The organism is Mycobacterium sp. 2-64 (assembly GCF_035918375.1).
In the GTDB taxonomy this organism is placed as follows: Bacteria; Actinomycetota; Actinomycetes; order Mycobacteriales; family Mycobacteriaceae; genus Mycobacterium; species Mycobacterium intracellulare.
In genome coordinates, this window is record NZ_CP142361.1 from 892,836 (window position 1) to 912,606 (window position 19,771).

At 70.4% G+C, this 19,771-nt stretch carries 22 protein-coding genes; 18 read left to right on the forward strand and 4 right to left on the reverse strand.

What is annotated here, in order from left to right:
• The first annotated feature begins 24 nt into the window (after nucleotides 1-24).
• From QGN31_RS04280 to QGN31_RS04310, 7 genes are all read left to right on the forward strand, one after another.
• Complete coding sequence (locus QGN31_RS04280) at nucleotides 25-342, forward strand: WXG100 family type VII secretion target (RefSeq protein WP_014383255.1); 318 nt, start codon at nucleotides 25-27, stop codon at nucleotides 340-342.
• Between the two features lie 14 nt (nucleotides 343-356).
• Entirely contained in the window at nucleotides 357-653 is a 297-nt protein-coding gene (locus QGN31_RS04285; RefSeq protein WP_008260232.1) for a WXG100 family type VII secretion target, read from the forward strand.
• A 262-nt stretch (nucleotides 654-915) separates the two neighbouring features.
• Complete coding sequence (gene rplM / locus QGN31_RS04290; RefSeq protein WP_008260230.1) at nucleotides 916-1,359, forward strand: 50S ribosomal protein L13; 444 nt, start codon at nucleotides 916-918, stop codon at nucleotides 1,357-1,359.
• 80 nt (nucleotides 1,360-1,439) lie between these two features.
• Entirely contained in the window at nucleotides 1,440-1,895 is a 456-nt protein-coding gene (rpsI, locus tag QGN31_RS04295) for a 30S ribosomal protein S9 (protein ID WP_026071202.1), read from the forward strand.
• 149 nt (nucleotides 1,896-2,044) lie between these two features.
• A complete protein-coding gene (gene glmM / locus QGN31_RS04300) occupies nucleotides 2,045-3,379 on the forward strand; it encodes a phosphoglucosamine mutase (RefSeq protein WP_009955889.1) in 1,335 nt (444 codons plus the stop codon).
• Between the two features lie 48 nt (nucleotides 3,380-3,427).
• Entirely contained in the window at nucleotides 3,428-3,757 is a 330-nt protein-coding gene (locus QGN31_RS04305; RefSeq protein WP_014712330.1) for a hypothetical protein, read from the forward strand.
• 3 nt (nucleotides 3,758-3,760) lie between these two features.
• Nucleotides 3,761-5,143: a hypothetical protein gene (locus tag QGN31_RS04310; protein WP_014712329.1), complete on the forward strand. Its 1,383-nt coding sequence runs from the start codon at nucleotides 3,761-3,763 to the stop codon at nucleotides 5,141-5,143.
• Between the two features lie 4 nt (nucleotides 5,144-5,147).
• Here QGN31_RS04310 and QGN31_RS04315 read toward each other — a convergent pair whose 3' ends face one another.
• Genes QGN31_RS04315 through QGN31_RS04330 form a run of 4 tightly spaced genes read right to left on the reverse strand, consistent with a single transcriptional unit; the run spans nucleotide 5,148 to nucleotide 7,668 of the window.
• Nucleotides 5,148-6,188 carry an LLM class F420-dependent oxidoreductase gene (locus QGN31_RS04315; RefSeq protein WP_008260216.1) on the reverse strand — a complete coding sequence of 347 codons (1,041 nt, stop codon included), beginning with the start codon at nucleotides 6,186-6,188 and terminating at the stop codon, nucleotides 5,148-5,150.
• 38 nt (nucleotides 6,189-6,226) lie between these two features.
• Entirely contained in the window at nucleotides 6,227-6,577 is a 351-nt protein-coding gene (locus QGN31_RS04320) for an ester cyclase (protein ID WP_014385763.1), read from the reverse strand.
• Between the two features lie 10 nt (nucleotides 6,578-6,587).
• A complete protein-coding gene (locus QGN31_RS04325) occupies nucleotides 6,588-7,427 on the reverse strand; it encodes a dienelactone hydrolase family protein (RefSeq protein WP_008260214.1) in 840 nt (279 codons plus the stop codon).
• A gap of 43 nt (nucleotides 7,428-7,470) precedes the next feature.
• Nucleotides 7,471-7,668 carry an Rv1535 family protein gene (locus tag QGN31_RS04330; RefSeq protein WP_008260212.1) on the reverse strand — a complete coding sequence of 66 codons (198 nt, stop codon included), beginning with the start codon at nucleotides 7,666-7,668 and terminating at the stop codon, nucleotides 7,471-7,473.
• 443 nt (nucleotides 7,669-8,111) lie between these two features.
• Here QGN31_RS04330 and glmS point away from each other — a divergent pair, with 443 nt between their 5' ends.
• The 11 genes from glmS (at nucleotide 8,112) to tsaD (ending at nucleotide 19,643) form a co-directional block, all read left to right on the forward strand.
• Nucleotides 8,112-9,977 carry a glutamine--fructose-6-phosphate transaminase (isomerizing) gene (gene glmS / locus QGN31_RS04335; protein ID WP_008260209.1) on the forward strand — a complete coding sequence of 622 codons (1,866 nt, stop codon included), beginning with the start codon at nucleotides 8,112-8,114 and terminating at the stop codon, nucleotides 9,975-9,977.
• A gap of 109 nt (nucleotides 9,978-10,086) precedes the next feature.
• Nucleotides 10,087-10,980 (forward strand): DUF4436 domain-containing protein, encoded by an 894-nt coding sequence (locus QGN31_RS04340; RefSeq protein ID WP_008260207.1) that lies wholly within the window; start codon nucleotides 10,087-10,089, stop codon nucleotides 10,978-10,980.
• Between the two features lie 66 nt (nucleotides 10,981-11,046).
• Entirely contained in the window at nucleotides 11,047-11,757 is a 711-nt protein-coding gene (locus tag QGN31_RS04345) for a rhomboid-like protein (protein WP_026071203.1), read from the forward strand.
• A gap of 66 nt (nucleotides 11,758-11,823) precedes the next feature.
• Nucleotides 11,824-13,245 (forward strand): NAD(P)H-hydrate dehydratase, encoded by a 1,422-nt coding sequence (locus tag QGN31_RS04350; RefSeq protein WP_014385760.1) that lies wholly within the window; start codon nucleotides 11,824-11,826, stop codon nucleotides 13,243-13,245.
• A gap of 21 nt (nucleotides 13,246-13,266) precedes the next feature.
• Nucleotides 13,267-14,649: a glutamate decarboxylase gene (locus QGN31_RS04355; RefSeq protein WP_008260200.1), complete on the forward strand. Its 1,383-nt coding sequence runs from the start codon at nucleotides 13,267-13,269 to the stop codon at nucleotides 14,647-14,649.
• A gap of 111 nt (nucleotides 14,650-14,760) precedes the next feature.
• Nucleotides 14,761-15,936 (forward strand): alanine racemase, encoded by a 1,176-nt coding sequence (gene alr / locus QGN31_RS04360; protein ID WP_041785794.1) that lies wholly within the window; start codon nucleotides 14,761-14,763, stop codon nucleotides 15,934-15,936.
• Nucleotides 15,937-15,988: 52 nt separating this feature from the next.
• Nucleotides 15,989-17,038 carry an alpha/beta fold hydrolase gene (locus QGN31_RS04365; protein WP_193375568.1) on the forward strand — a complete coding sequence of 350 codons (1,050 nt, stop codon included), beginning with the start codon at nucleotides 15,989-15,991 and terminating at the stop codon, nucleotides 17,036-17,038.
• A complete protein-coding gene (gene tsaE, locus QGN31_RS04370) occupies nucleotides 17,031-17,543 on the forward strand; it encodes a tRNA (adenosine(37)-N6)-threonylcarbamoyltransferase complex ATPase subunit type 1 TsaE (protein ID WP_014385758.1) in 513 nt (170 codons plus the stop codon). The genes QGN31_RS04365 and tsaE overlap by 8 nt, the downstream gene beginning before the upstream one ends.
• A complete protein-coding gene (gene tsaB, locus QGN31_RS04375) occupies nucleotides 17,540-18,163 on the forward strand; it encodes a tRNA (adenosine(37)-N6)-threonylcarbamoyltransferase complex dimerization subunit type 1 TsaB (protein ID WP_014381062.1) in 624 nt (207 codons plus the stop codon). The genes tsaE and tsaB overlap by 4 nt, the downstream gene beginning before the upstream one ends.
• Nucleotides 18,160-18,621 carry a ribosomal protein S18-alanine N-acetyltransferase gene (gene rimI / locus QGN31_RS04380; protein ID WP_014381061.1) on the forward strand — a complete coding sequence of 154 codons (462 nt, stop codon included), beginning with the start codon at nucleotides 18,160-18,162 and terminating at the stop codon, nucleotides 18,619-18,621. Before tsaB ends, rimI begins: the two co-directional genes overlap by 4 nt.
• A complete protein-coding gene (tsaD, locus tag QGN31_RS04385; protein ID WP_014381060.1) occupies nucleotides 18,618-19,643 on the forward strand; it encodes a tRNA (adenosine(37)-N6)-threonylcarbamoyltransferase complex transferase subunit TsaD in 1,026 nt (341 codons plus the stop codon). Before rimI ends, tsaD begins: the two co-directional genes overlap by 4 nt.
• Nucleotides 19,644-19,771 lie beyond the last annotated feature (128 nt).

Below are 19,771 nucleotides of genomic sequence, written 5' to 3' on the forward strand. Positions count from 1 at the left end.
ACCCCCGTCACGGTCGTAATAGGTATGGCTGCACCAAACCCACTGAGCGCCGACGTCGACCTGATGCGGTCGGTGGCGGGCACCACCGACGCGCGCAACGAGGAAATCAGGGCAATGTTGCAGGCGTTCATCGGCCGGATGAGCGGCGTGCCGCCGTCGGCGTGGGGCGGGCCGGCGGCCACGCGCTTCAAAGACGTGATCGATCGCTGGAACGCCGAGTCGGTGCGGCTCTACCACGCCCTACACACCATCGCCGACACCATTCGGCAGAACGCGGCCACCCTGCAGGAGGCCGGCCAAAGCCACGCCGACCGCATCGCCGCCGCCGGCGGAAACCTGTGAGGAGGAAAGATCCCGTGGATTCGGTGTTGTCCTACAACTTCGGTGAAATCGAATACTCGGTGCGCCAGGAAATTCACTCGACATCGGCCCGCTTCAATGCCGCGCTCGACGAGCTGAGAGCACACATCGCGCCCTTGCAGCAGCTCTGGACCAGCGAAGCGGCCGCCGCCTACCAGGCCGAGCAGCTGAAATGGCACCAGTCGGCGACCGCGCTCAACGAGATGCTGGCCGCGCTCGGAAACGCGGTCCGCGACGGCGCGGACGAGGTGGCCAACGCCGACCGCCGCGCCGCCGGGGTGTGGGCGCGGTAGCGGCCGACGAGACACCGCGCGGTCTGGCCGCGCGTGAGACTGTGTGGTCCTGACGGGGGAGAGCCGTCGGGGCCACACAGTCATTTTGACCTGCGGGGATGGCGGTCGGTAAGCTGCTCCGTTGGCGTGCGGTACGCCAGGGCCTCGGGTCAACGTCGGTCGCCGAGACCAAGCCCATACCGCGGACGCCTGACCGGCACCCGGTCACACCGGGATCCACAGCCTCGGAACAGAGGCTCGCAGAGAAAGAGTGGTAAGCGCTGTGCCTACGTACACGCCAAAGGCGGGTGACACCACGAGGTCGTGGCACGTCATCGACGCCACGGACGTGGTGCTTGGCCGCCTTGCCGTCGCGGCAGCCAACCTGCTGCGCGGCAAGCACAAGCCGACGTTCACCCCCAACGTCGACGGCGGTGACTTCGTCATCGTCATCAACGCCGACAAGGTCGCCTTCAGCGGCCAGAAGCTGGACAAGAAGCTGGCGTACCGCCACTCGGGGTACCCCGGCGGTCTGAGCAGCCGCACAATCCGCGAGCTGATGGCAAAGCACCCCGACCGCGTCGTGGAGGACGCGATCGTCGGCATGCTGCCCAAGAACAAGCTCGCCCGGCAGATCGCGCGCAAGCTGCACGTCTACGCCGGCCCGACGCACCCCCACGTCGCACAGCAGCCCGTTCCGTACGAGATCAAGCAGGTGGCCCAGTGACCGAAACGACCGAGGGCCTGGAGAACCCAGAGAACCCGGACAACCCAGAGACCGCAGAGGAAACAGTGGCCGCCGCCGAGGTGACCGAAGCCCCGGTCGAGGCCTCGGAGCCCGCCGACGTCGCCGCGCCCGCCGAGCCCTACGTGTTCGAACGGCCCATCCAGACCGTCGGCCGCCGCAAGGAGGCCGTGGTGCGGGTGCGCCTGGTGCCCGGCACCGGCCAGTTCAACCTGAACGGCCGCACCCTGGAGGGCTACTTCCCCAACAAGGTGCACCAGCAGCTCATCAAGGCCCCGCTGGTCACCGTGGACCGGGTGGAGAGCTTCGACGTCTACGCCCACCTGCACGGCGGCGGCCCCTCGGGGCAGGCCGGCGCGCTGCGCCTGGGCATCGCGCGGGCGCTCATCGTGGCCTCGCCGGACGACCGTCCCGCGCTGAAGAAGGCCGGGTTCCTCACCCGTGACCCGCGCGCCACCGAGCGCAAGAAGTACGGCCTGAAGAAGGCCCGCAAGGCGCCTCAGTACAGCAAGCGCTGATCAGCCGTCGCTTTCCGGCCACAACTTGGCATCGCGGTGCACAAGTTGTGGCCGGTTGCGGCGTGTCTGCGCCCACCCGCGCCTGGTTTCGGCCACAAAGGAACGGGCACGTTAGGTGCTAGCCCGACAACTGTGAGAGGTTTGTTCGCATGGGTCGACTATTCGGCACCGACGGTGTCCGTGGGGTCGCCAACCGCGAGTTGACCGCCGAGCTGGCGCTGGCGCTGGGTTCCGCGGCGGCACGGCGTCTGGCGAGCGCGTCGGCGCCGGGCCGCCGCGTCGCGGTGATCGGCCGCGATCCGCGGGCCAGCGGCGAGATGCTGGAGGCCGCGGTGATCGCCGGGCTGACCAGCCAGGGCGTCGACGCGCTGCGGGTGGGGGTGCTGCCCACCCCCGCGGTGGCCTACCTGACCGGCGCCTACGACGCCGATTTCGGGGTGATGATCTCCGCCTCCCACAACCCGATGCCCGACAACGGCATCAAGATCTTCGGGCCCGGCGGCCGCAAGCTAGACGACGGCACCGAGGACCAGATCGAAGCCCTCGTCGGGGATCCGGGGCCGCGCCCGGTCGGAACCGGCATCGGGCGGGTCGTCGACGCCGAGGACGCGGCCGACCGCTACCTGCGTCACCTGAGCAAGGCCAGCACGCTGCGCCTCGACGGGTTGACCGTGGTGGTGGACTGCGCCCACGGCGCGGCCTCGGCGGTGGGCCCGCGCGCGTACCGCGCGGCCGGCGCGAGGGTGATCGCGATCAACGCCGAGCCCAACGGGCTCAACATCAACGACAACTGCGGCTCCACGCACCTGGATTCGCTGCGCGCGGCGGTCGTCGCGCACCGCGCCGACCTGGGCCTGGCGCACGACGGGGACGCCGACCGGTGCCTGGCCATCGACGCCGACGGCAACCTCGTCGACGGCGACCACATCATGGTGGTGCTCGCGCTGGCCATGCACGAGGCCGGCGAACTGTCCTCGCGGACGCTGGTGACCACCGTGATGAGCAACCTGGGGTTGCATCTGGCCATGCGTTCGGCCGGAATCACGGTGCGCACCACCGGCGTCGGCGATCGCTACGTCGTGGAGGAACTGCGGGCCGGCGACTACAGCCTGGGTGGCGAGCAGTCCGGGCACATCGTGATGCCCGCGCTGGGCTCGACCGGCGACGGCATCGTCACCGGGCTGCGGCTGATGAACCGGATGGCGCAGACCGGCTCGTCGCTGGCGCATTTGGCCTCGGCCATGCAGACGCTGCCGCAGGTGTTGATCAACGTCACGGTGGCCGACAAGGCCACGGCCGCCGCCGCGCCGTCGGTGCAGTCCGCGGTCGGGCAAGCCGAGGCCGAGCTGGGCGACACCGGTCGAATCCTGTTGCGCCCGTCGGGAACTGAGCCCATGATCCGCGTGATGGTGGAGGCTCCCGAAAAGGAGATCGCTGCGCGGATCGCCACCCGGGTCGCCGAAGCGGTCAGCGCCGCGCACTGATCCCGCAGCGCCGGGAACCCCGACCCGCCTACCGGCGTCGGATTAGGCATGAAATTCGTTGGGGGAACACGGCCTGTCGCCGCCGCCCGCGCCCAGATCGACGCGTCGGCCACGCACCGGGTCGCTAACCAATTCGCCATGGCCGCGGAATTTCTCGACCGCGCGGTCAGCGATCACCTGGCCAGGCTGGCCTTCGGCGGGGCCTGCGCCGGGCGGGCGCACGCCGCGCGCGGCGACGCGCTTCGCATCGAGTTGGGGCGCCTGACGCAGCAGGTGACGCAGTGGTCGCGCGCGTCCAGCGAGATCGCCGCCGCCCTGCGGTCCAGCGCGCAGCGCTACGCCGACGCCGAACTGTATGCCGCGGCGCGGATCGCGTAGCTCGTGGCCGACCGGTTGGACGTGGACGCGCGCCTCGCCGAGGGCCGGGTTGCCGTCGAGCACACCCAGACCTACGTGCAGGCGTCCCACGCGCTCGGCTACCAACATCTTGACCTGACAGCGCATCCCGCGCAGATCCGGGAATGGTATGCGAGCGAGGACGGACTCGACCTGCGCGCGCTCGACCGTGACTGCGCGGAGCTGCGGGCCGCCGGCGTGGTGGCCGCCGAGGCGCTGCGCATGCAGCGCGCCCAGGTGGCCGAGCTGGCCGCGGCGTGGCAGGGCGCGGGCGGCGACGCCGCGGTGCAGCTGTTGCAACGGCATTGCGACAGCGCGGACGGGGTCGTCGGCGAACTGCGCGCGGCGGCCCAGCGATGCGAGTCGCTGCGCGACAACCTGTGGCACCTGGTCGATTCGAAAGTCGCGACGGCCATCGCCGTCGACGACCGCGCGCAGGCGCAGCGGCCGGCCTGGTTGGCCGCCGCCGCCGCGGTCACGGCCGGGGACCGGCGGGGCGCCGAGGATGTGGTGCGGCATCAGGTGATTCCCTACGTGGACAACGACATTCGTAACGACTGGCTGGCCGCGATGCGGTCCACGTCGGACGGGGTCCAGACGTCCTACGCCATGGTGATCGACAGGGCCGCGGCCGCCCCGGCGGCGCGGTTCGAGTTTCCCGGTGATCTCGGGGCGGGCGTCGTTCCGGTGCAGCTCGCCCCGCCGGTGGCCGCCGCGTCCGCACCGCGGGTGGACGACCCCGCGGCGACGGTGGCGGCCGCGGCGCCGGCGCCGGTCGCCCCCCTGCCGGCCCCGCCGGCGCCGGTCGCGGGCTGGGGTAGCGGCCTCGGTGACGCGTCGGGGTGGCCCGCCGAAAGCTTGGGCGATCTGGGCGGGCTCGGCGGCGGTGGGCTCGGCGACGGCCTCGGCAGTGGTGGGCTCGGTGGGGGTGGCGGCGGTCTTCTTGGGCTCGCCGCCAGGATCGTCGACGCGATGGGCGATCTGCTCGGGTCGGCGGGCGACGGGTCGGATGGCGCGGCCGCGCTCGGCGATTCGGCGGACGGAAACGCGTTCGACGAGAACCCTTTTCACGCAGAGGATCCGACTGACGCGAAGGGCGCAGAGGACGCCGGCGACGCCGAGGACGCCGGCGACACCGCCGAGGGGAGCGGTCCAGCCGAACCTGTCGACGGGGAGGCGGGTCAGCCCGATCCCACGGAGCCCGAACAGCAAGCCCAACCGGTCGAGACCCCGCCGCCGGCGGATCCGGCGCCGGCCGAGCCGCCGGCTCCCGCGGCAGCGCCGGCCGCCGAACCCGCACCCGCCGCGGGGGAGGGGTCGACGCCGTGCGAGATTGCCGCGGACCAGCTTCCGCAGGCGGGGCAGTGACCGCTCAGGGCTGCAGTTGCAGGGCTTCCTCGACGAAACGCATGGACTCGTCGCGGTCGGTGGCCTGCGGGCTCAACAACAGCGTGGTCACGCCGGCCTCGGCGAAGGCGGCCATCCGTTCGGCCACATACCCGCGCGGCCCGATCAGCGACATGCCCCGCACCAGCTCGTCGGGCACGGCGTCGATGGCCTCCTGCTTGCGGCCGGACAGATACAGCTCCTGGATCCGGTCGGCGACCTCGCCGTACCCGTAACGCGTCGCCAGATTGTGGTAGAAATTGCGGCCTTTGGCGCCCATCCCGCCGATGTAGAGCCCGAGCTGCGGCTTGACCCAGGCCAGCCGCTCGTCGACGTTGTCCCCGATGGCCAGCGACGCGTGCACCATGACGTCGAGCGGACCCAGCGCGGGATCGCGTTTGGCGGCGCCGGCGGCCAGCGGCTCACCCCAGATCGACGCGGCCTTGTCCGGAAGATAGAAGACCGGCTGCCAGCCCTCGGCGATCTCGGCGGTGAGCTCGACATTCTTGGGACCCAGCGCGGCGATGCTGATCGGAATGCGTTCGCGCACAGGGTGATTGATGAGCTGCAGCGGCTTGCCCAGACCCGTTCCGCGGTCGGCGGGCAGCGGTAGCTGGTAGTGCTTGCCGGCGTATTGCACGCGCTCGCGGCGCCACACCTTGCGGCAGATCTCCACGATCTCGCGGGTGCGCCCGAGCGGGGCGTCGAACGGGACCCCGTGAAAGCCCTCGATCACTTGCGGTCCGGAGGTGCCGATGCCGAGGCGGAATCGCCCGTCGGACACGAAATCCAGGCCCGCGGCCGTCATCGCCAGCAGCGACGGCGTGCGGATGTAGAGGGGAAGCACCCCGGACGCCAGTTCGACCGTGTTGGTTTTGGCGGCCAGGTATCCCAGCTGGCTGATGGCGTCGAACGAATACGCCTCGGCCACCACCGCGACCTCGATGCCGGACTTTTCGAGTTCGACGACGCGGTCCACGGCTTCGTGAAAGCCGCCCGAATAGTTGAGAGCGATCCCGATTCGCATCCATGACACTTACCACGCGCCCGTGCGGGACGGGGCGCTCAGCCCGCGGAAGTGCCCGTCCAGTACTCGGCGAAGCGCCGGCCGTCGGCGGCCAGGCGCAGGATGTCGTTACCGGTGAACGAGACCGGGCCGTCCGGGCCGTGGCCGGTGCCCACCCAGCGCCCGGCCACCAGATCACCCTCGGTCAGTGGGCCGACCTCGATGCCGAAGCTCAAGTCCGAGAACATGTTTCGTGTCTGCTCGATGATCTGCGCGAGAGCGTCCGGTCCCTGTACCTCCCGGCCGGGCCAGTGACCGACGAAGTCGTCGGTGACCAGCTCGGCCGCGACCGGCCGTCCGTTCCAGAGTTCGGTGATCCAGCGGGCGTACAGCGCGTGCGCGCTCGACATCAACTCCCCCTCACTTCAGCAGGGCGACGATCTTTTCTTCCAGGGGAATCGCCTCGGCCTCGGGATCGATGGCGTCCGTCCCGGGCAGGTGCACGTCCGGGTCGGCGAAATCGCGATACTTCTTGTCGCCGCCGAGCGTGTAGAGCAGGTAACCGGTCAGCAGCGCCCGAACCGACCGCTGGGTACGCCGGTGCGGGCCGGGCAGGCCGAGCACCGTGGCCAGCCGCCGACCCTCCACCAGCCCGCCGGGCTCGGCCTTGCTGACGATGCGCAGCGTCGCCGGCTTCCACGCCTCGGCAAGCGCCAGCGCGTTGGAGTTCAACGTCGTCCGGTCGCCCGGCGCGGTGAAGATCACTCCCGGCACCTTGAGCGTCGCGGCGGGCTGCTGGGCCGGCGGGCTGGTGACGCTGGGGAAAATCGCCGCCACCGCCGCGAGCTTGGCGGGCATTCCCGCGGCGGCGAATACCGCGGCCGAGCCGCCGAAACCATGACCGACCACGCCCAGCTTGGCGGGATGCACGCTGATCTTGCCCGGCCCGAGGCGCACACCCGACACGATGTCCAGGGCGGTGCCCAGATCGAAGGCGAAGTTCAGCACCGAGGGGGCCACACCCCGCTGGGTGTCGGGAGCGCCGGCCACGATCCCCCACGACGCCAGATGCTCGAGCAGATTCGAGTACCGGGCGGCGCCGGCCAGCCACTCGTGGCCGAACGCCACGCCGGGCAGATTCAGGCCCTCCTCCGGGGTGTACACCACACCCGGCAGACCGGCAAAGGCCAGGTCACCCCGCAAAACCCGGTGCGGACCACGGCGGTGCAGAGCGGCGACGAGCTTGCGGATGCGGGCCACGCGTCGACGTTAGCGCATCGCAATCGCGCGCCGGCGCAGATGACTAGGCCGTGACCTCGATGACCCCCGCCCGCCACAGCGCCGCGTAGAGCTGGTGCAGCGTGGCGGTGAGCACGTGGGTGGTCAAGTCCATCAAGGCGTTTCCGGAGCCCGCGGACGGGTGCCGGCGTGGCCGGGCGGCGTGCCCGGGGGCCGGCGCCGAGGGGGCGGGCACCACTTCGTCGTACCGAACTGCGGTCATGATTGCCTCCTCATGGCGCACGGTTGTCGGTCGGAGCAAGTTACGCATTTCAATGCGACCCGCTGCACAATTCCCGGTGAACAACCATCGACGGCTGAATTCATGTGTCGGCGAAAACGGGAATCGAGGTAGCCAGAAACTCTGGGCAGCCTCACGCAGCTCGTCCTTTGGTCGGTGACGATCTTTGCTGACAATTTGGAATGCTAGAGGCGTTAAGCGCGGCCGCGATGACGTGAACGAAAACGTCGCGCGCACATCAGATGAAAGAACTCCCGCCGGTTATGACGGTGACATGAATGGCTGGGGACTGGGCGGATTGGTCCAGGACGTCCACCTGAGGCCGTCCCAGTCGCGGTGCCCGGGCACGCCTTCCTGCAGGTGGGCGGCCTAACCATAGCGCCGGATTGCGGGCCCGGTGTGCCGCCTGCACTACCCTGGTCAGAATGTGCGGAATTGTCGGCTATGTCGGGCAGCAGCCCGCCTGTGACGTCGTCATGGCCGCGCTGCGGCGGATGGAGTACCGCGGGTACGACTCGTCGGGCATCGCGCTGGCGAACGGCGACGGCACCCTGACGGTGAGCCGCCGCGCCGGCCGGCTGGCCAACCTGGAAGAGGCGGTCGCCCAGATGCCGCGGCACTCGCTGACCGGCACCACCGGCCTGGGCCACACCCGGTGGGCCACCCACGGGCGCCCCACCGACCGCAACGCCCACCCGCACCGCGACGCCGCCGGCAAGATCGCGGTGGTCCACAACGGCATCATCGAGAACTACGCGAACCTGCGCCACGAGCTCGAGGCCCAGGGCGTGGAGTTCGCCAGCGACACCGACACCGAGGTCGCGGTGCACCTGGTGGCGCAGGCCTACCGCCACGGCGAGACCGCCGGCGATTTCCCCGCGTCGGTCCTCGCGGTGCTGCGCCGCCTCGACGGCCACTTCACGCTGGTGTTCGCCAACGCCGACGACCCCGGCACCATCGTCGCCGCCCGCCGCTCCACCCCGCTGGTGCTCGGCATCGGCGACGGCGAGATGTTCGTCGGCTCCGACGTCGCGGCCTTCATCCCGCACACCCGCAACGCCGTCGAACTCGGCCAGGACCAGGCCGTGGTGATCACCGCGGACGGCTACCGGATCACCGACTTCGACGGCAACGACGATGTCGAATACCGCGAGTTCCATATCGATTGGGATCTGGCCGCCGCCGAAAAAGGTGGCTACGAGTACTTCATGCTCAAGGAGATCGCCGAGCAACCCGCCGCCGTCGCCGACACCCTGCTGGGCCATTTCGTCGACGGCCGGATCGTGCTCGACGAGCAGCGGCTCTCCGATCAGGAACTGCGCGAGATCGACAAGGTGTTCGTAGTGGCCTGCGGCACCGCGTACCACTCCGGGCTGCTGGCGAAGTACGCGATCGAGCACTGGACGCGGCTGCCGGTCGAGGTGGAGCTGTCCAGCGAATTCCGTTACCGGGACCCGGTTTTGGACCGCAGCACCCTGGTGGTCGCCATCTCGCAGTCCGGCGAGACCGCCGACACGCTCGAGGCCGTCCGGCACGCCAAGGAGCAGAAGGCCAAGGTGCTGGCGATCTGCAACACCAACGGCTCGCAGATCCCGCGCGAGTGCGACGCGGTGCTCTACACCCGCGCCGGCCCGGAGATCGGGGTGGCGTCGACGAAGACGTTCCTGGCGCAGATCACCGCCAACTATCTGGTCGGCCTGGCGCTGGCGCAGGCCCGGGGCACCAAGTACCCCGACGAGGTCGCGCGCGAGTACCACGAGCTGGAAGCCATGCCGGACGTCGTCGCGCGGGTCCTCGCGACGATCAAGCCGGTGGCCGCGCTGGCCTACCAATTCGCCCAGTCGCCGACGGTGCTGTTCCTGGGCCGCCACGTCGGCTACCCGGTGGCGCTGGAAGGTGCGCTCAAACTCAAGGAACTGGCCTACATGCACGCCGAGGGGTTCGCCGCCGGCGAGCTCAAGCACGGCCCCATCGCGCTGATCGAGGACGATCTGCCCGTCATCGTCGTCATGCCGTCCCCCAAGGGGTCCGCGGTGCTGCACGCCAAGCTGCTGTCCAACATCCGCGAAATCCAGGCCCGCGGGGCGATCACCATCGTGATCGCCGAGGAAGGCGACGACACCGTGCGCCCCTACGCCGACCACTTGATCGAAATCCCTTCCGTGTCAACGCTTTTGCAGCCCCTGCTGTCGACGATCCCGCTTCAGGTGTTCGCCGCGTCCGTGGCCCAGGCGCGCGGCTACGACGTGGACAAGCCGCGCAACCTGGCCAAGTCCGTCACCGTCGAGTAGGCAGCGCGCACCGCTTCGCGCGTATCGGCGACGGACCCGCGGCCGATCCATTACATTGCCCTGGGAAGCATTTCGGCCAGCTGGTCACGGCGTCCGTGCGGGAGGAAGTATGCGATCGGGCGGCATCAGATACGTCGTCGTGGGCCTCGTCGTGCTCATCGTCGCGGCATACATCGTGTCGATCATGATGTACGCCCAAGGCGATGCCGTCCGGCGTCTGGACGGTATAACCCCGGTCGTGAGCGCCGACGAGCCCTCGGCGACGATCAACGTCGAAGAGATCCAGTCGAACTACAGCGTGCTCGCCGTCAACCTCGCCTTCAATCCGGGATCGGCGTTGCTGGATCCGAAAACCCACCATCTCAAGGAGGATCTCAGCCTCCGCGTCCGATCCTCGGCGATGCCGTCGCGGCACACCTGGACCAAGGGCATGCTCCCCGGCCTGATGTCGGTCCCGCTGACCATCGCCGGGCAGATCGAACGCTGGCCGTTCGACCAATACCGCTCGGGGCTGATCGAAGTCGAGATCTTCTACGGCCCCGACACCGACCGCGCGCCCGCACACGTGCCCGTCACGTTCGTCGACCACCTCTCGGGGTGGCAGCTCACCGCGACCAGGCCCCAGGCGGACGGCCCCTACCGGCTGCAACTGCGGCGGTCGCTGAGCACCGCGGCGTTCGCCATCGTCATCCTCGGCGTGCTCATCACGATCGCCAGTCTGGCTGTGTTCGTGGCGGTTCAGACCGCGCGGGACCGGCGGCCGTTCCAGCCACCGATGACGACCTGGTACGCGGCGATGCTGTTCGCGGTGGTGCCGTTGCGAAACGCCCTGCCCGGTTCACCACCCTTCGGCAGCTGGGTCGACATCACCGTCGTGATCTGGGTCCTGGTCGCGCTGGTGGCCTCGATGGTGCTCTACATCGGCTGCTGGTGGCGACATTTGACACCGCCGGCGCCCGCCGCCGCGCCGCCGGCCGAGGTCCCCGCGCCATCGGGTAGCTGAGGGGTGGCGGCGTGTTAGCCGCCGAAGTCGTAGGGGCGCGGCGCCCCGCGTGCGAAGGTTGATGTCGTGGCGCCTGCATCGGTTCGAGCACGAGTGCGCAGCATGACGCTGGCGGTGTGGCATTTCGTCAGCACCGCGCCGCTGACCTACGGCTGGCTGTTGGTGCTGATGGTCACGACGATCATCCAGAACCATCTCACCGGCCGGCAGTTGCACTCGGTGTTGTTGCACCGCTCCACCAACATTCACGAGTTGGGCAAGGATCCACTCCACGTACTGTTTTCCAGTCTGCTGTGGATCGACGGCAAAAGCTTCGAGCCCTACCTGCTGCTGTTCACCCTGTTTCTCGCGCCGGCCGAGCATTGGCTCGGTCAGCTGCGCTGGCTCAGTGTGGGATTGAGCTCTCACATCCTGGCCACCTACATCAGCGAGGGCATCCTCTACTTCGCGATCGAGGAACGCGATGCGTCGCAACGCCTCGTGCACGCCCGCGACATCGGGGTCAGCTATTTCCTCGTCGGCGTGATGGCCGTGCTGACCTACCACATCGCCCGGCCCTGGCGCTGGGGCTATCTGGGGGTGCTGTTCGTCATCTTCGGCTTCCCGCTGATCACGATGGACCGCGTCGACCTCGACTTCACCGCGATCGGGCATTTCGCCTCGATCCTCATCGGACTGTGCTTCTACCCGATGACCCGCACCCGGTCCCGGCGCAGCCGGCAATTGAGTCCCGCGCGACTCAAGGCCATGGCGCGCCGCAGCGTGCCCCCGAGCTGATGGCGGTCCGCGGCGAAAGATGGTGGGCGCCAAGCCCCCGCGACGGCGACACGTAATCTGGCTCTGATGCGGCATTACTACTCCGTAGACGCGATCCGCCAGGCCGAGGCGCCGCTGCTGGCCAGCCTGCCTGACGGCGCCCTGATGCGGCGCGCGGCCTACGGGCTGGCCGCCGAGATCATCGGCGAGTTGGCGGCCCGCACCGGCGGGGTGAGCGGGCGACGCGTGTGCGCCGTCGTCGGCTCCGGAGACAACGGCGGTGACGCGCTGTGGGCGGCCACCTTCGTGCGCCGTCGCGGGGCGGCCGCCGACGCGATCCTGCTCAACCCCGAGCGCACCCACCGCAAGGGGCTGGCGGCGTTCCGCAGGGCCGGCGGCAGGATCGTCGAAAGCGTCTCGCCCGCAACCGATCTCGTCATCGACGGTGTCGTGGGCATCTCCGGCTCGGGATCGTTGCGGCCCGCCGCGGCCGAGGTGTTCGCCGCGGTCGATGACGCGGGGATCCCGGTGGTTGCCGTCGACATCCCCAGTGGCATCGACGCGGCCACCGGGGCCACCAGCGGCCCCGCCGTGCGCGCCGTCCTGACCGTCACCTTCGGCGGGCTCAAACCCGTGCACGCGCTCGGCGAGTGCGGGCGGGTGCGGCTGATCGACATCGGCCTGGACCTGCCCGACACGGACGTGCTGGGCTTCGAGGCCACCGACGTGGCGGCACGCTGGCCGGTGCCGGGACCCCACGACGACAAGTACACCCAGGGTGTCACCGGCGTGATGGCCGGCTCGTCGACGTACCCGGGTGCGGCCGTGCTGTGCACCGGCGCCGCGGTCGCGGCGACGTCCGGGATGGTGCGCTACGCCGGCAGCGCGCACCGCGAGGTGCTCGCCCATTGGCCCGAGGTGATCGCCTCTCCCACCCCCGCGTCGGCCGGGCGGGTGCAGTCCTGGGTCGTCGGGCCGGGATTGGGCACCGACGACGCCGGGGCCGCGGCGCTGTGGTTCGCGCTCGACACCGAGCTGCCGGTGATCGTGGACGCCGACGGGCTGACCATCCTGGCGGCCCATCCCGAGCTGGTGGCCAAACGCGGCGCGCCGACGGTGCTGACCCCGCACGCGGGTGAATTCGCCCGCCTGGCGGGTAACCCCCCCGGTGATGACCGGGTGGGCGCGTGCCGCAAGCTGGCCGACGCGTTCGGCGCCACGGTGTTGCTCAAGGGGAACGTCACGGTCGTCGCCGATCCGGGCGGTCCGGTCTACCTCAGCCCGGCCGGGCAGTCGTGGGCGGCCACCGCGGGTTCCGGCGACGTGCTGTCCGGCATGATCGGCGCGCTGCTGGCGGCGGGCCTGCCGCCGGGGGAGGCGGCCGCGGCCGCGGCCTTCGTCCACGCGCGCGCGGCGGCGAGCTCGGCCGCCGACCCGGGCCCCGGCGACGCGCCCACCTCGGCCTCGCGCATGGTGCCACACATCCGAGCCGCCCTGGCCGCCCTGTAGACCTATCGAGAGGATTCCCCAGTGCCACAACACCCTTCGCTGCCCGCGCACTCCATCGCCCCCGCCTACACGGGCCGGCTGTTCACCGCACCGGTCCCCGCACTGCGGATGCCCGACGAATCGATGGATCCCGACGCCGCCTACCGCTTCATCCACGACGAGCTGATGCTCGACGGGAGTTCGCGGCTGAACCTGGCCACCTTCGTCACCACCTGGATGGACCCCGAGGCCGGCAAGCTGATGGCCGAGACGTTCGACAAGAACATGATCGACAAGGACGAGTACCCGGCGACCGCGGCCATCGAGCAGCGCTGCGTGTGCATGGTGGCCGACCTGTTCCACGCCGACGGCCTGAACGACGCCGACCCCTACAGCGCGTGCGGGGTGTCCACGATCGGCTCCAGCGAGGCGGTGATGCTCGGCGGGCTGGCGATGAAGTGGCGGTGGCGCGCGAAAATCGGCAAGGACTGGAAGGGCCGCACCCCGAACCTGGTGATGGGGTCCAACGTCCAGGTGGTCTGGGAGAAGTTCTGCCGCTACTTCGACGTCGAGCCCCGCTACCTGCCGATGGAGGAGGGCCGCTACGTCATCACCCCCGAACAGGTCGTCGACGCCGTCGACGAGAACACCATCGGCGTGGTGGCGATCCTGGGCACCACCTACACCGGCGAGCTGGAGCCGGTCGCCGACATCTGCGGCGCGCTGGACAAGCTGGCCGCCGGCGGCGGTGTGGACGTCCCGGTGCACGTCGACGCCGCCAGCGGCGGGTTCGTGGTGCCCTTCCTGCACCCCGAGCTCAAGTGGGATTTCCGGCTGCCCCGGGTGGTGTCGATCAACGTCAGCGGCCACAAGTACGGGCTGACCTATCCCGGCGTCGGGTTCGTGGTGTGGCGCAGCAAGGAGTACCTGCCCGACGACCTGGTGTTCCGGGTCAACTACCTCGGCGGCGACATGCCGACCTTCACGCTGAACTTCTCCCGCCCCGGCAACCAGGTGGTCGGCCAGTACTACAACTTCCTGCGGCTCGGCCGGGAGGGCTACACCAAGGTCATGCAGGCGCTGTCCGGGACGGCGCGCTGGCTCGGTGAGCAGCTGCGGGTCAGCGAGCACTGCGAGCTGGTCTCCGACGGCTCGGCGATCCCCGTGGTCGCGTTCCGGCTGTCCAAGGACCGCGGCTACACCGAGTTCGACGTCTCCCACGAGCTTCGGACCTACGGCTGGCAGGTGCCCGCCTACACCATGCCGGACAACGCCACCAACGTCTCCGTGCTGCGCATCGTGGTGCGCGAGGGCCTGTCCGCCGACCTGGCCCGGGCCCTGCACGATGACGCCGTCTCGGCGCTCAGTTCGCTGGACAAGCTCCGGCCCGGCGGCCACTACGCGGATCAGCACTTCGCGCACTGAGGTGGTGGCGCCGCGCCGTCGAGCGTGGAGTTGTTGCGCCGATCACGCCGAAATCTCGCCAACAAGTCCACGCTCGGCGGCGGGTGGCGCGGTTCTGGGACAATGGCGCCCATGACCGGGCGGGCCGCTACGCCGATATCCCTGACACCGGGCCTCCTCGCCGAGGCCCTGGTGGACCTCGGCGCCATCGCGCACAACGTGCGGCTGCTGTGCGAGCAGGCCGGCGGCGCGCAGGTGATGGCCGTCGTCAAGGCCGACGGGTACGGCCACGGAGCCGCCCAGACGGCGCGCGCCGCGCTGGCCGCGGGGGCCGCCGAGCTGGGGGTGGCCACCGTCGACGAGGCGCTGGCGCTGCGCGCCGACGGCGTCCGCGCGCCGGTGCTGGCCTGGCTGCACCCGCCCGGCTTCGACTTCGCGCCCGCGCTGCTGGCCGACGTCCAGATCGCCGTGTCGTCGGAGCGCCAGCTCGACGAGCTGCTCGACGCCGTGCGCCGCACCGGCCGGACCGCGACGGTCACCGTCAAGGTCGACACCGGGCTGAACCGCAACGGCGTGCCGCCGGAGCACTACCCGTCGATGCTTACCGCGCTGCGCCGCGCCGTCGCCGAGAACGCCATCGTGCTGCGCGGCCTGATGTCCCACATGGTGTACGCAGACCAACCCGCCAACCCGGTCAACGACCTTCAGGCCCAACGGTTTACCGAGATGCTCGCCCAGGCGCGCGATCAGGGGGTGCGGTACGAGGCCGCGCACCTGTCGAACTCGTCGGCCACGATGTCGCGGCCCGACCTCGCCTTCGACATGGTGCGCCCCGGCATCGCGGTGTACGGACTGAGCCCGGTTCCCGAGCGCGGCGACATGGGACTGATTCCGGCGATGACAGTGAAATGCCCGGTGGCACTGGTGAAGTCGATTCGTGCGGGCGAGAGCGTGTCCTACGGGCACACCTGGACCGCGCGGCGAGACACCACCCTCGCGCTGCTGCCGGTGGGCTATGCCGACGGCGTCTTCCGGTCCCTGGGCAACCGCCTGGAGGTGTTGATCAACGGCCGGCGCCGACCGGGGGTCGGGCGGATCTGCATGGACCAGTTCGTCGTCGACCTGGGACCCGGCCCCACCGATGTCGCCGAGGGCGACGAGGCGATCCTGTTCGGTCCCGGCGCGAGCGGCGAACCCACCGCGCAGGATTGGGCGGATCTGCTCGGCACCATCCACTACGAAGTGGTGACCAGCCCCCGCGGGCGGATCACCAGGACCTACCGCGAGGCGCGAACCATTGAGCCCTGACGGAACCCGCAGGCGCTATAGGGGCAGGGCATGGCTTGCGGGTGGTGCGGGGCTGACGGCCATCGCCACGATCATCGGAGCCTCGGCCCGCCGCTCGATCACCCAACGCGCCACGGTCGAAGACCCTTACGCCCACGAGGATTTCAACCGGCTCGAGGACGACCGCAGCCTGGTGGTGACCACGCCCGACGGGGTGCCGCTCGCGGTCCGCGACGCGGGCCCCGCCGACGCGCCGCTGACGCTGGTGTTCGTGCACGGATTCTGCCTGCAGATGGGGGCCTTCCACTTTCAGCGGACCCGGCTGCCCGACCAGTTGGGCCCCGACGTGCGCATGGTCTTCTACGACCAGCGTGGCCACGGCCGATCCGGCGAGGCCGAGCCCGAGACCTACACGCTGACCCAGCTCGGCAGGGACCTGCAGACCGTGCTGAACGCGGTGGTGCCGCGCGGAATGATCGTGCTGGTGGGCCACTCGATGGGCGGCATGACGGTGTTGTCGCACGCCCGCCAGTTCCCCGAACAGTACGGGCGCCGAATCGTGGGCGCCGCGCTGATTTCCTGGGCGGCCGAAGGTGTGGCGAGATCACCACTGGGCGAGATCCTGAAAAACCCTGCGCTGGAAGCGGTCCGGGTCGCCGCGCGGTCCGCGCCGAACCTGATGCACCGCGGGCGCAACGTATCCCGCTCGCTGATCGGCCCGGTGCTGCGCGCCGCGTCCTACAGCGATCTGCAGGTCAGCCGGAGCCTGGACGCGTTCTCGCAGCGGATGATGAACAGCACGCCGATACCCACCATGGTGGGGTTTCTGGACGCGTTGGAAAAGCACGACGAAACCGCCGGGCTGTGGACCCTGCTGCGGGTCCCGACCCTGATCGCCTGCGGGGACCACGACCTGCTCACCCCGGACGAGTATTCGCGAAAGATGGCCGCCAGCCTGCCGCGGTCCGAGTTGGTCATCGTCGTCGGCGCGAGTCACCTGGCGCTGCTGGACAAGCCGGAGGCGATCAACGGTGGCCTGGTGCGGCTGGTCAGGCGTGCCACCCCGACCAAGGCGGCGCTGCGGCTGCGGCGGATACGGGAAAGGCTGTGGCGTCGTGGGTAAGGGTGAGGGCACCGCGACCTGCGAGCGCGTCGAGGACACGATCGCGTTGGGGACCCGGCTCGGTGAGCAGCTGCGGGCGGGCGACGTGGTGGTGCTCTCCGGTCCGCTCGGTGCGGGAAAGACCGTGCTGGCCAAGGGGATTGCCGCGGCCATGGACGTCGACGGCCCGGTCACCTCGCCGTCCTACGTGTTGGCGCGGGTGCATCCGCCGCGACGGGAGGGCGCCCCGACGATGATTCACGTCGACATGTACCGGTTGCTCGACCACACCGACAACCAGGGCGCAGACCTGCTCGGTGAGCTCGATTCGCTGGACTTGGACAGCGATCTCGACGACGCTGTCGTCGTGGTGGAATGGGGTGAAGGTCTGGTCGAGCGCCTCGCGGAACGCCACCTCGACATCAGGCTGGAACGCCTCAGCGGGTCCGACGTGCGGATCGCGACCTGGCAGTGGGCCGACAGGCCCGAGAGGGGCCACAGGGCCGGCGGTGAGGCGCACCCATGAGCATCGTCCTTGCCCTCGACACCTCCACCCCCGCGGTGACGGCCGGCATCGTGCGGCGCGAGGACCTGTGCGCGCTGGCGCAGCGGGTCACCGTCGACGCCCGCGCCCACGCCGAACGCCTGACCCCGAATGTGCTTGCCGCCCTTGCCGATGCGGGGCTGACAATGGTCGACCTCGACGCCGTCGTGGTGGGCTGCGGCCCGGGTCCGTTCACCGGCCTGCGGGCCGGGATGGCCACCGCCGCCGCCTACGGGCATGCGCTCGGCATCCCGGTGCACGGCGTGTGCAGCCTGGACGCCATCGGCGTGCACACCACCGGGGACGCGCTCGTGGTGACCGACGCCCGACGGCGCGAGGTCTACTGGGCCCGCTACCGCGACGGCGTCCGGACCGGCGGACCGGGCGTTGATGCCCCCGCCGACGTCGACCACGGCGGAGCGCAGGCTGTGGCCGGCTCACCCGACCACGCGGCGATGTTCGGCCTGCCGGTGTGCGGTCCCATCCACCCGACACCGGCCGGACTCGTTGCCGCGGTGGGGGATTGGCGCGATGACCCGGCTCCGCTGGTGGCCCTGTACCTGCGTCGGCCCGACGCCAAACCCCTGGCGGCGCGGCAATGATCGCCGAGCCGGTGACCGTCGGCGCGTTGACGCGGGCCGACGCGCAGCGCTGCGCCGAGCTGGAGGCGCAGCTCTTCGACGGCGACGATCCATGGCCGGCGGCAGCGTTCAACCGCGAATTGGCCAGTGCCCACAACCATTACGTGGGCGCGCGCGTCGGCGGAACGCTCGTCGGCTACGCCGGCATCTCGCGATTGGGCCGCACACCGCCCTACGAGCACGAGGTCCACACCATCGGCGTGGACCCCGCCTACCAGGGGCAGGGCATCGGCCGCCGGTTGCTCGACGAGCTGCTGACGTTCGCCGACGGCGGCGTCGTCTACCTGGAGGTGCGCACCGACAACGAGGCGGCCATCGCGCTGTACCGCAGTGTCGGGTTCGAGCAGATCGGCGTGCGCCGGAGCTACTACCGGGTCAGCGGCGCCGACGCCTACACCATGCGGCGGGAGGCGCTGTGACGACGATCTTGGCCATCGAAACGTCGTGCGACGAAACGGGAGTCGGCATCGCGCGGCTGGACACCGACGGCACCGTCACCCTGCTGGCCGACGAGGTGGCCTCCAGCGTCGACGAACACGTGCGGTTCGGCGGCGTGGTCCCCGAGATCGCCTCGCGCGCGCACCTGGAGGCGTTGGGGCCCGCCATGCGCCGCGCGCTGGCGGCCGCGGGCCTGGACAGGCCGGACATCGTCGCCGCCACGATCGGGCCCGGGCTGGCCGGCGCCCTGTTGGTGGGAGTTGCTGCGGCCAAAGCCTATTCGGCCGCCTGGGGGGTTCCGTTCTATGCGGTGAACCATCTGGGCGGGCACCTGGCCGCCGACGTCTACGAGCACGGGTCGCTACCCGAGTGCGTGGCGCTGCTGGTCTCGGGCGGCCACACCCACTTGCTGCATGTGCGCTCGCTCGGCGAGCCGATCGTCGAGCTGGGCAGCACCGTCGACGACGCGGCCGGCGAGGCCTACGACAAGGTGGCGCGGCTGCTGGGGCTGGGCTACCCGGGCGGCAGGGTGCTCGACGAGCTGGCCCGCACCGGCGACCGCGACGCGATCGCCTTCCCGCGCGGCATGACGGGGCCGCGCGACGACCCCTATGCGTTCAGCTTCTCCGGCCTCAAGACGGCCGTGGCCCGGCACCTGGAAAGCCACCCGGACGCGGTGAACGCCGACGTCGCGGCCGGGTTCCAGGAGGCGGTGGCCGACGTGCTGACCCGCAAGGCCGTGCGCGCCGCGACGGACCTCGGCGTCTCGACACTGCTGATCGCCGGGGGAGTGGCCGCGAATTCGCGGTTGCGGGAGCTGGCCGAGCAGCGCTGCGCGGCGGGCGGCCTGACGTTGCGCATCCCCAGGCCCCGGCTGTGCACCGACAACGGAGCGATGATCGCGTCGTTCGCCGCGCATCTGGTGGCCGCCGGGGCGCCGCCATCCCCGCTGGACGTGCCCAGCGACCCGGGCCTGCCGGTGGTGAAGGCGCAGGTCGGCTGATCGCTGAGGGCGAACGCGCGGGGAGCAGCGGGGCCCCCTTGAGTGCTAGCACTCCCGTGTATAGAGTGCTAGGTGGCAATCGGCCACGCCCTGTGTCGGCACCCGCGACGACGGCGCTCGGGCATGGA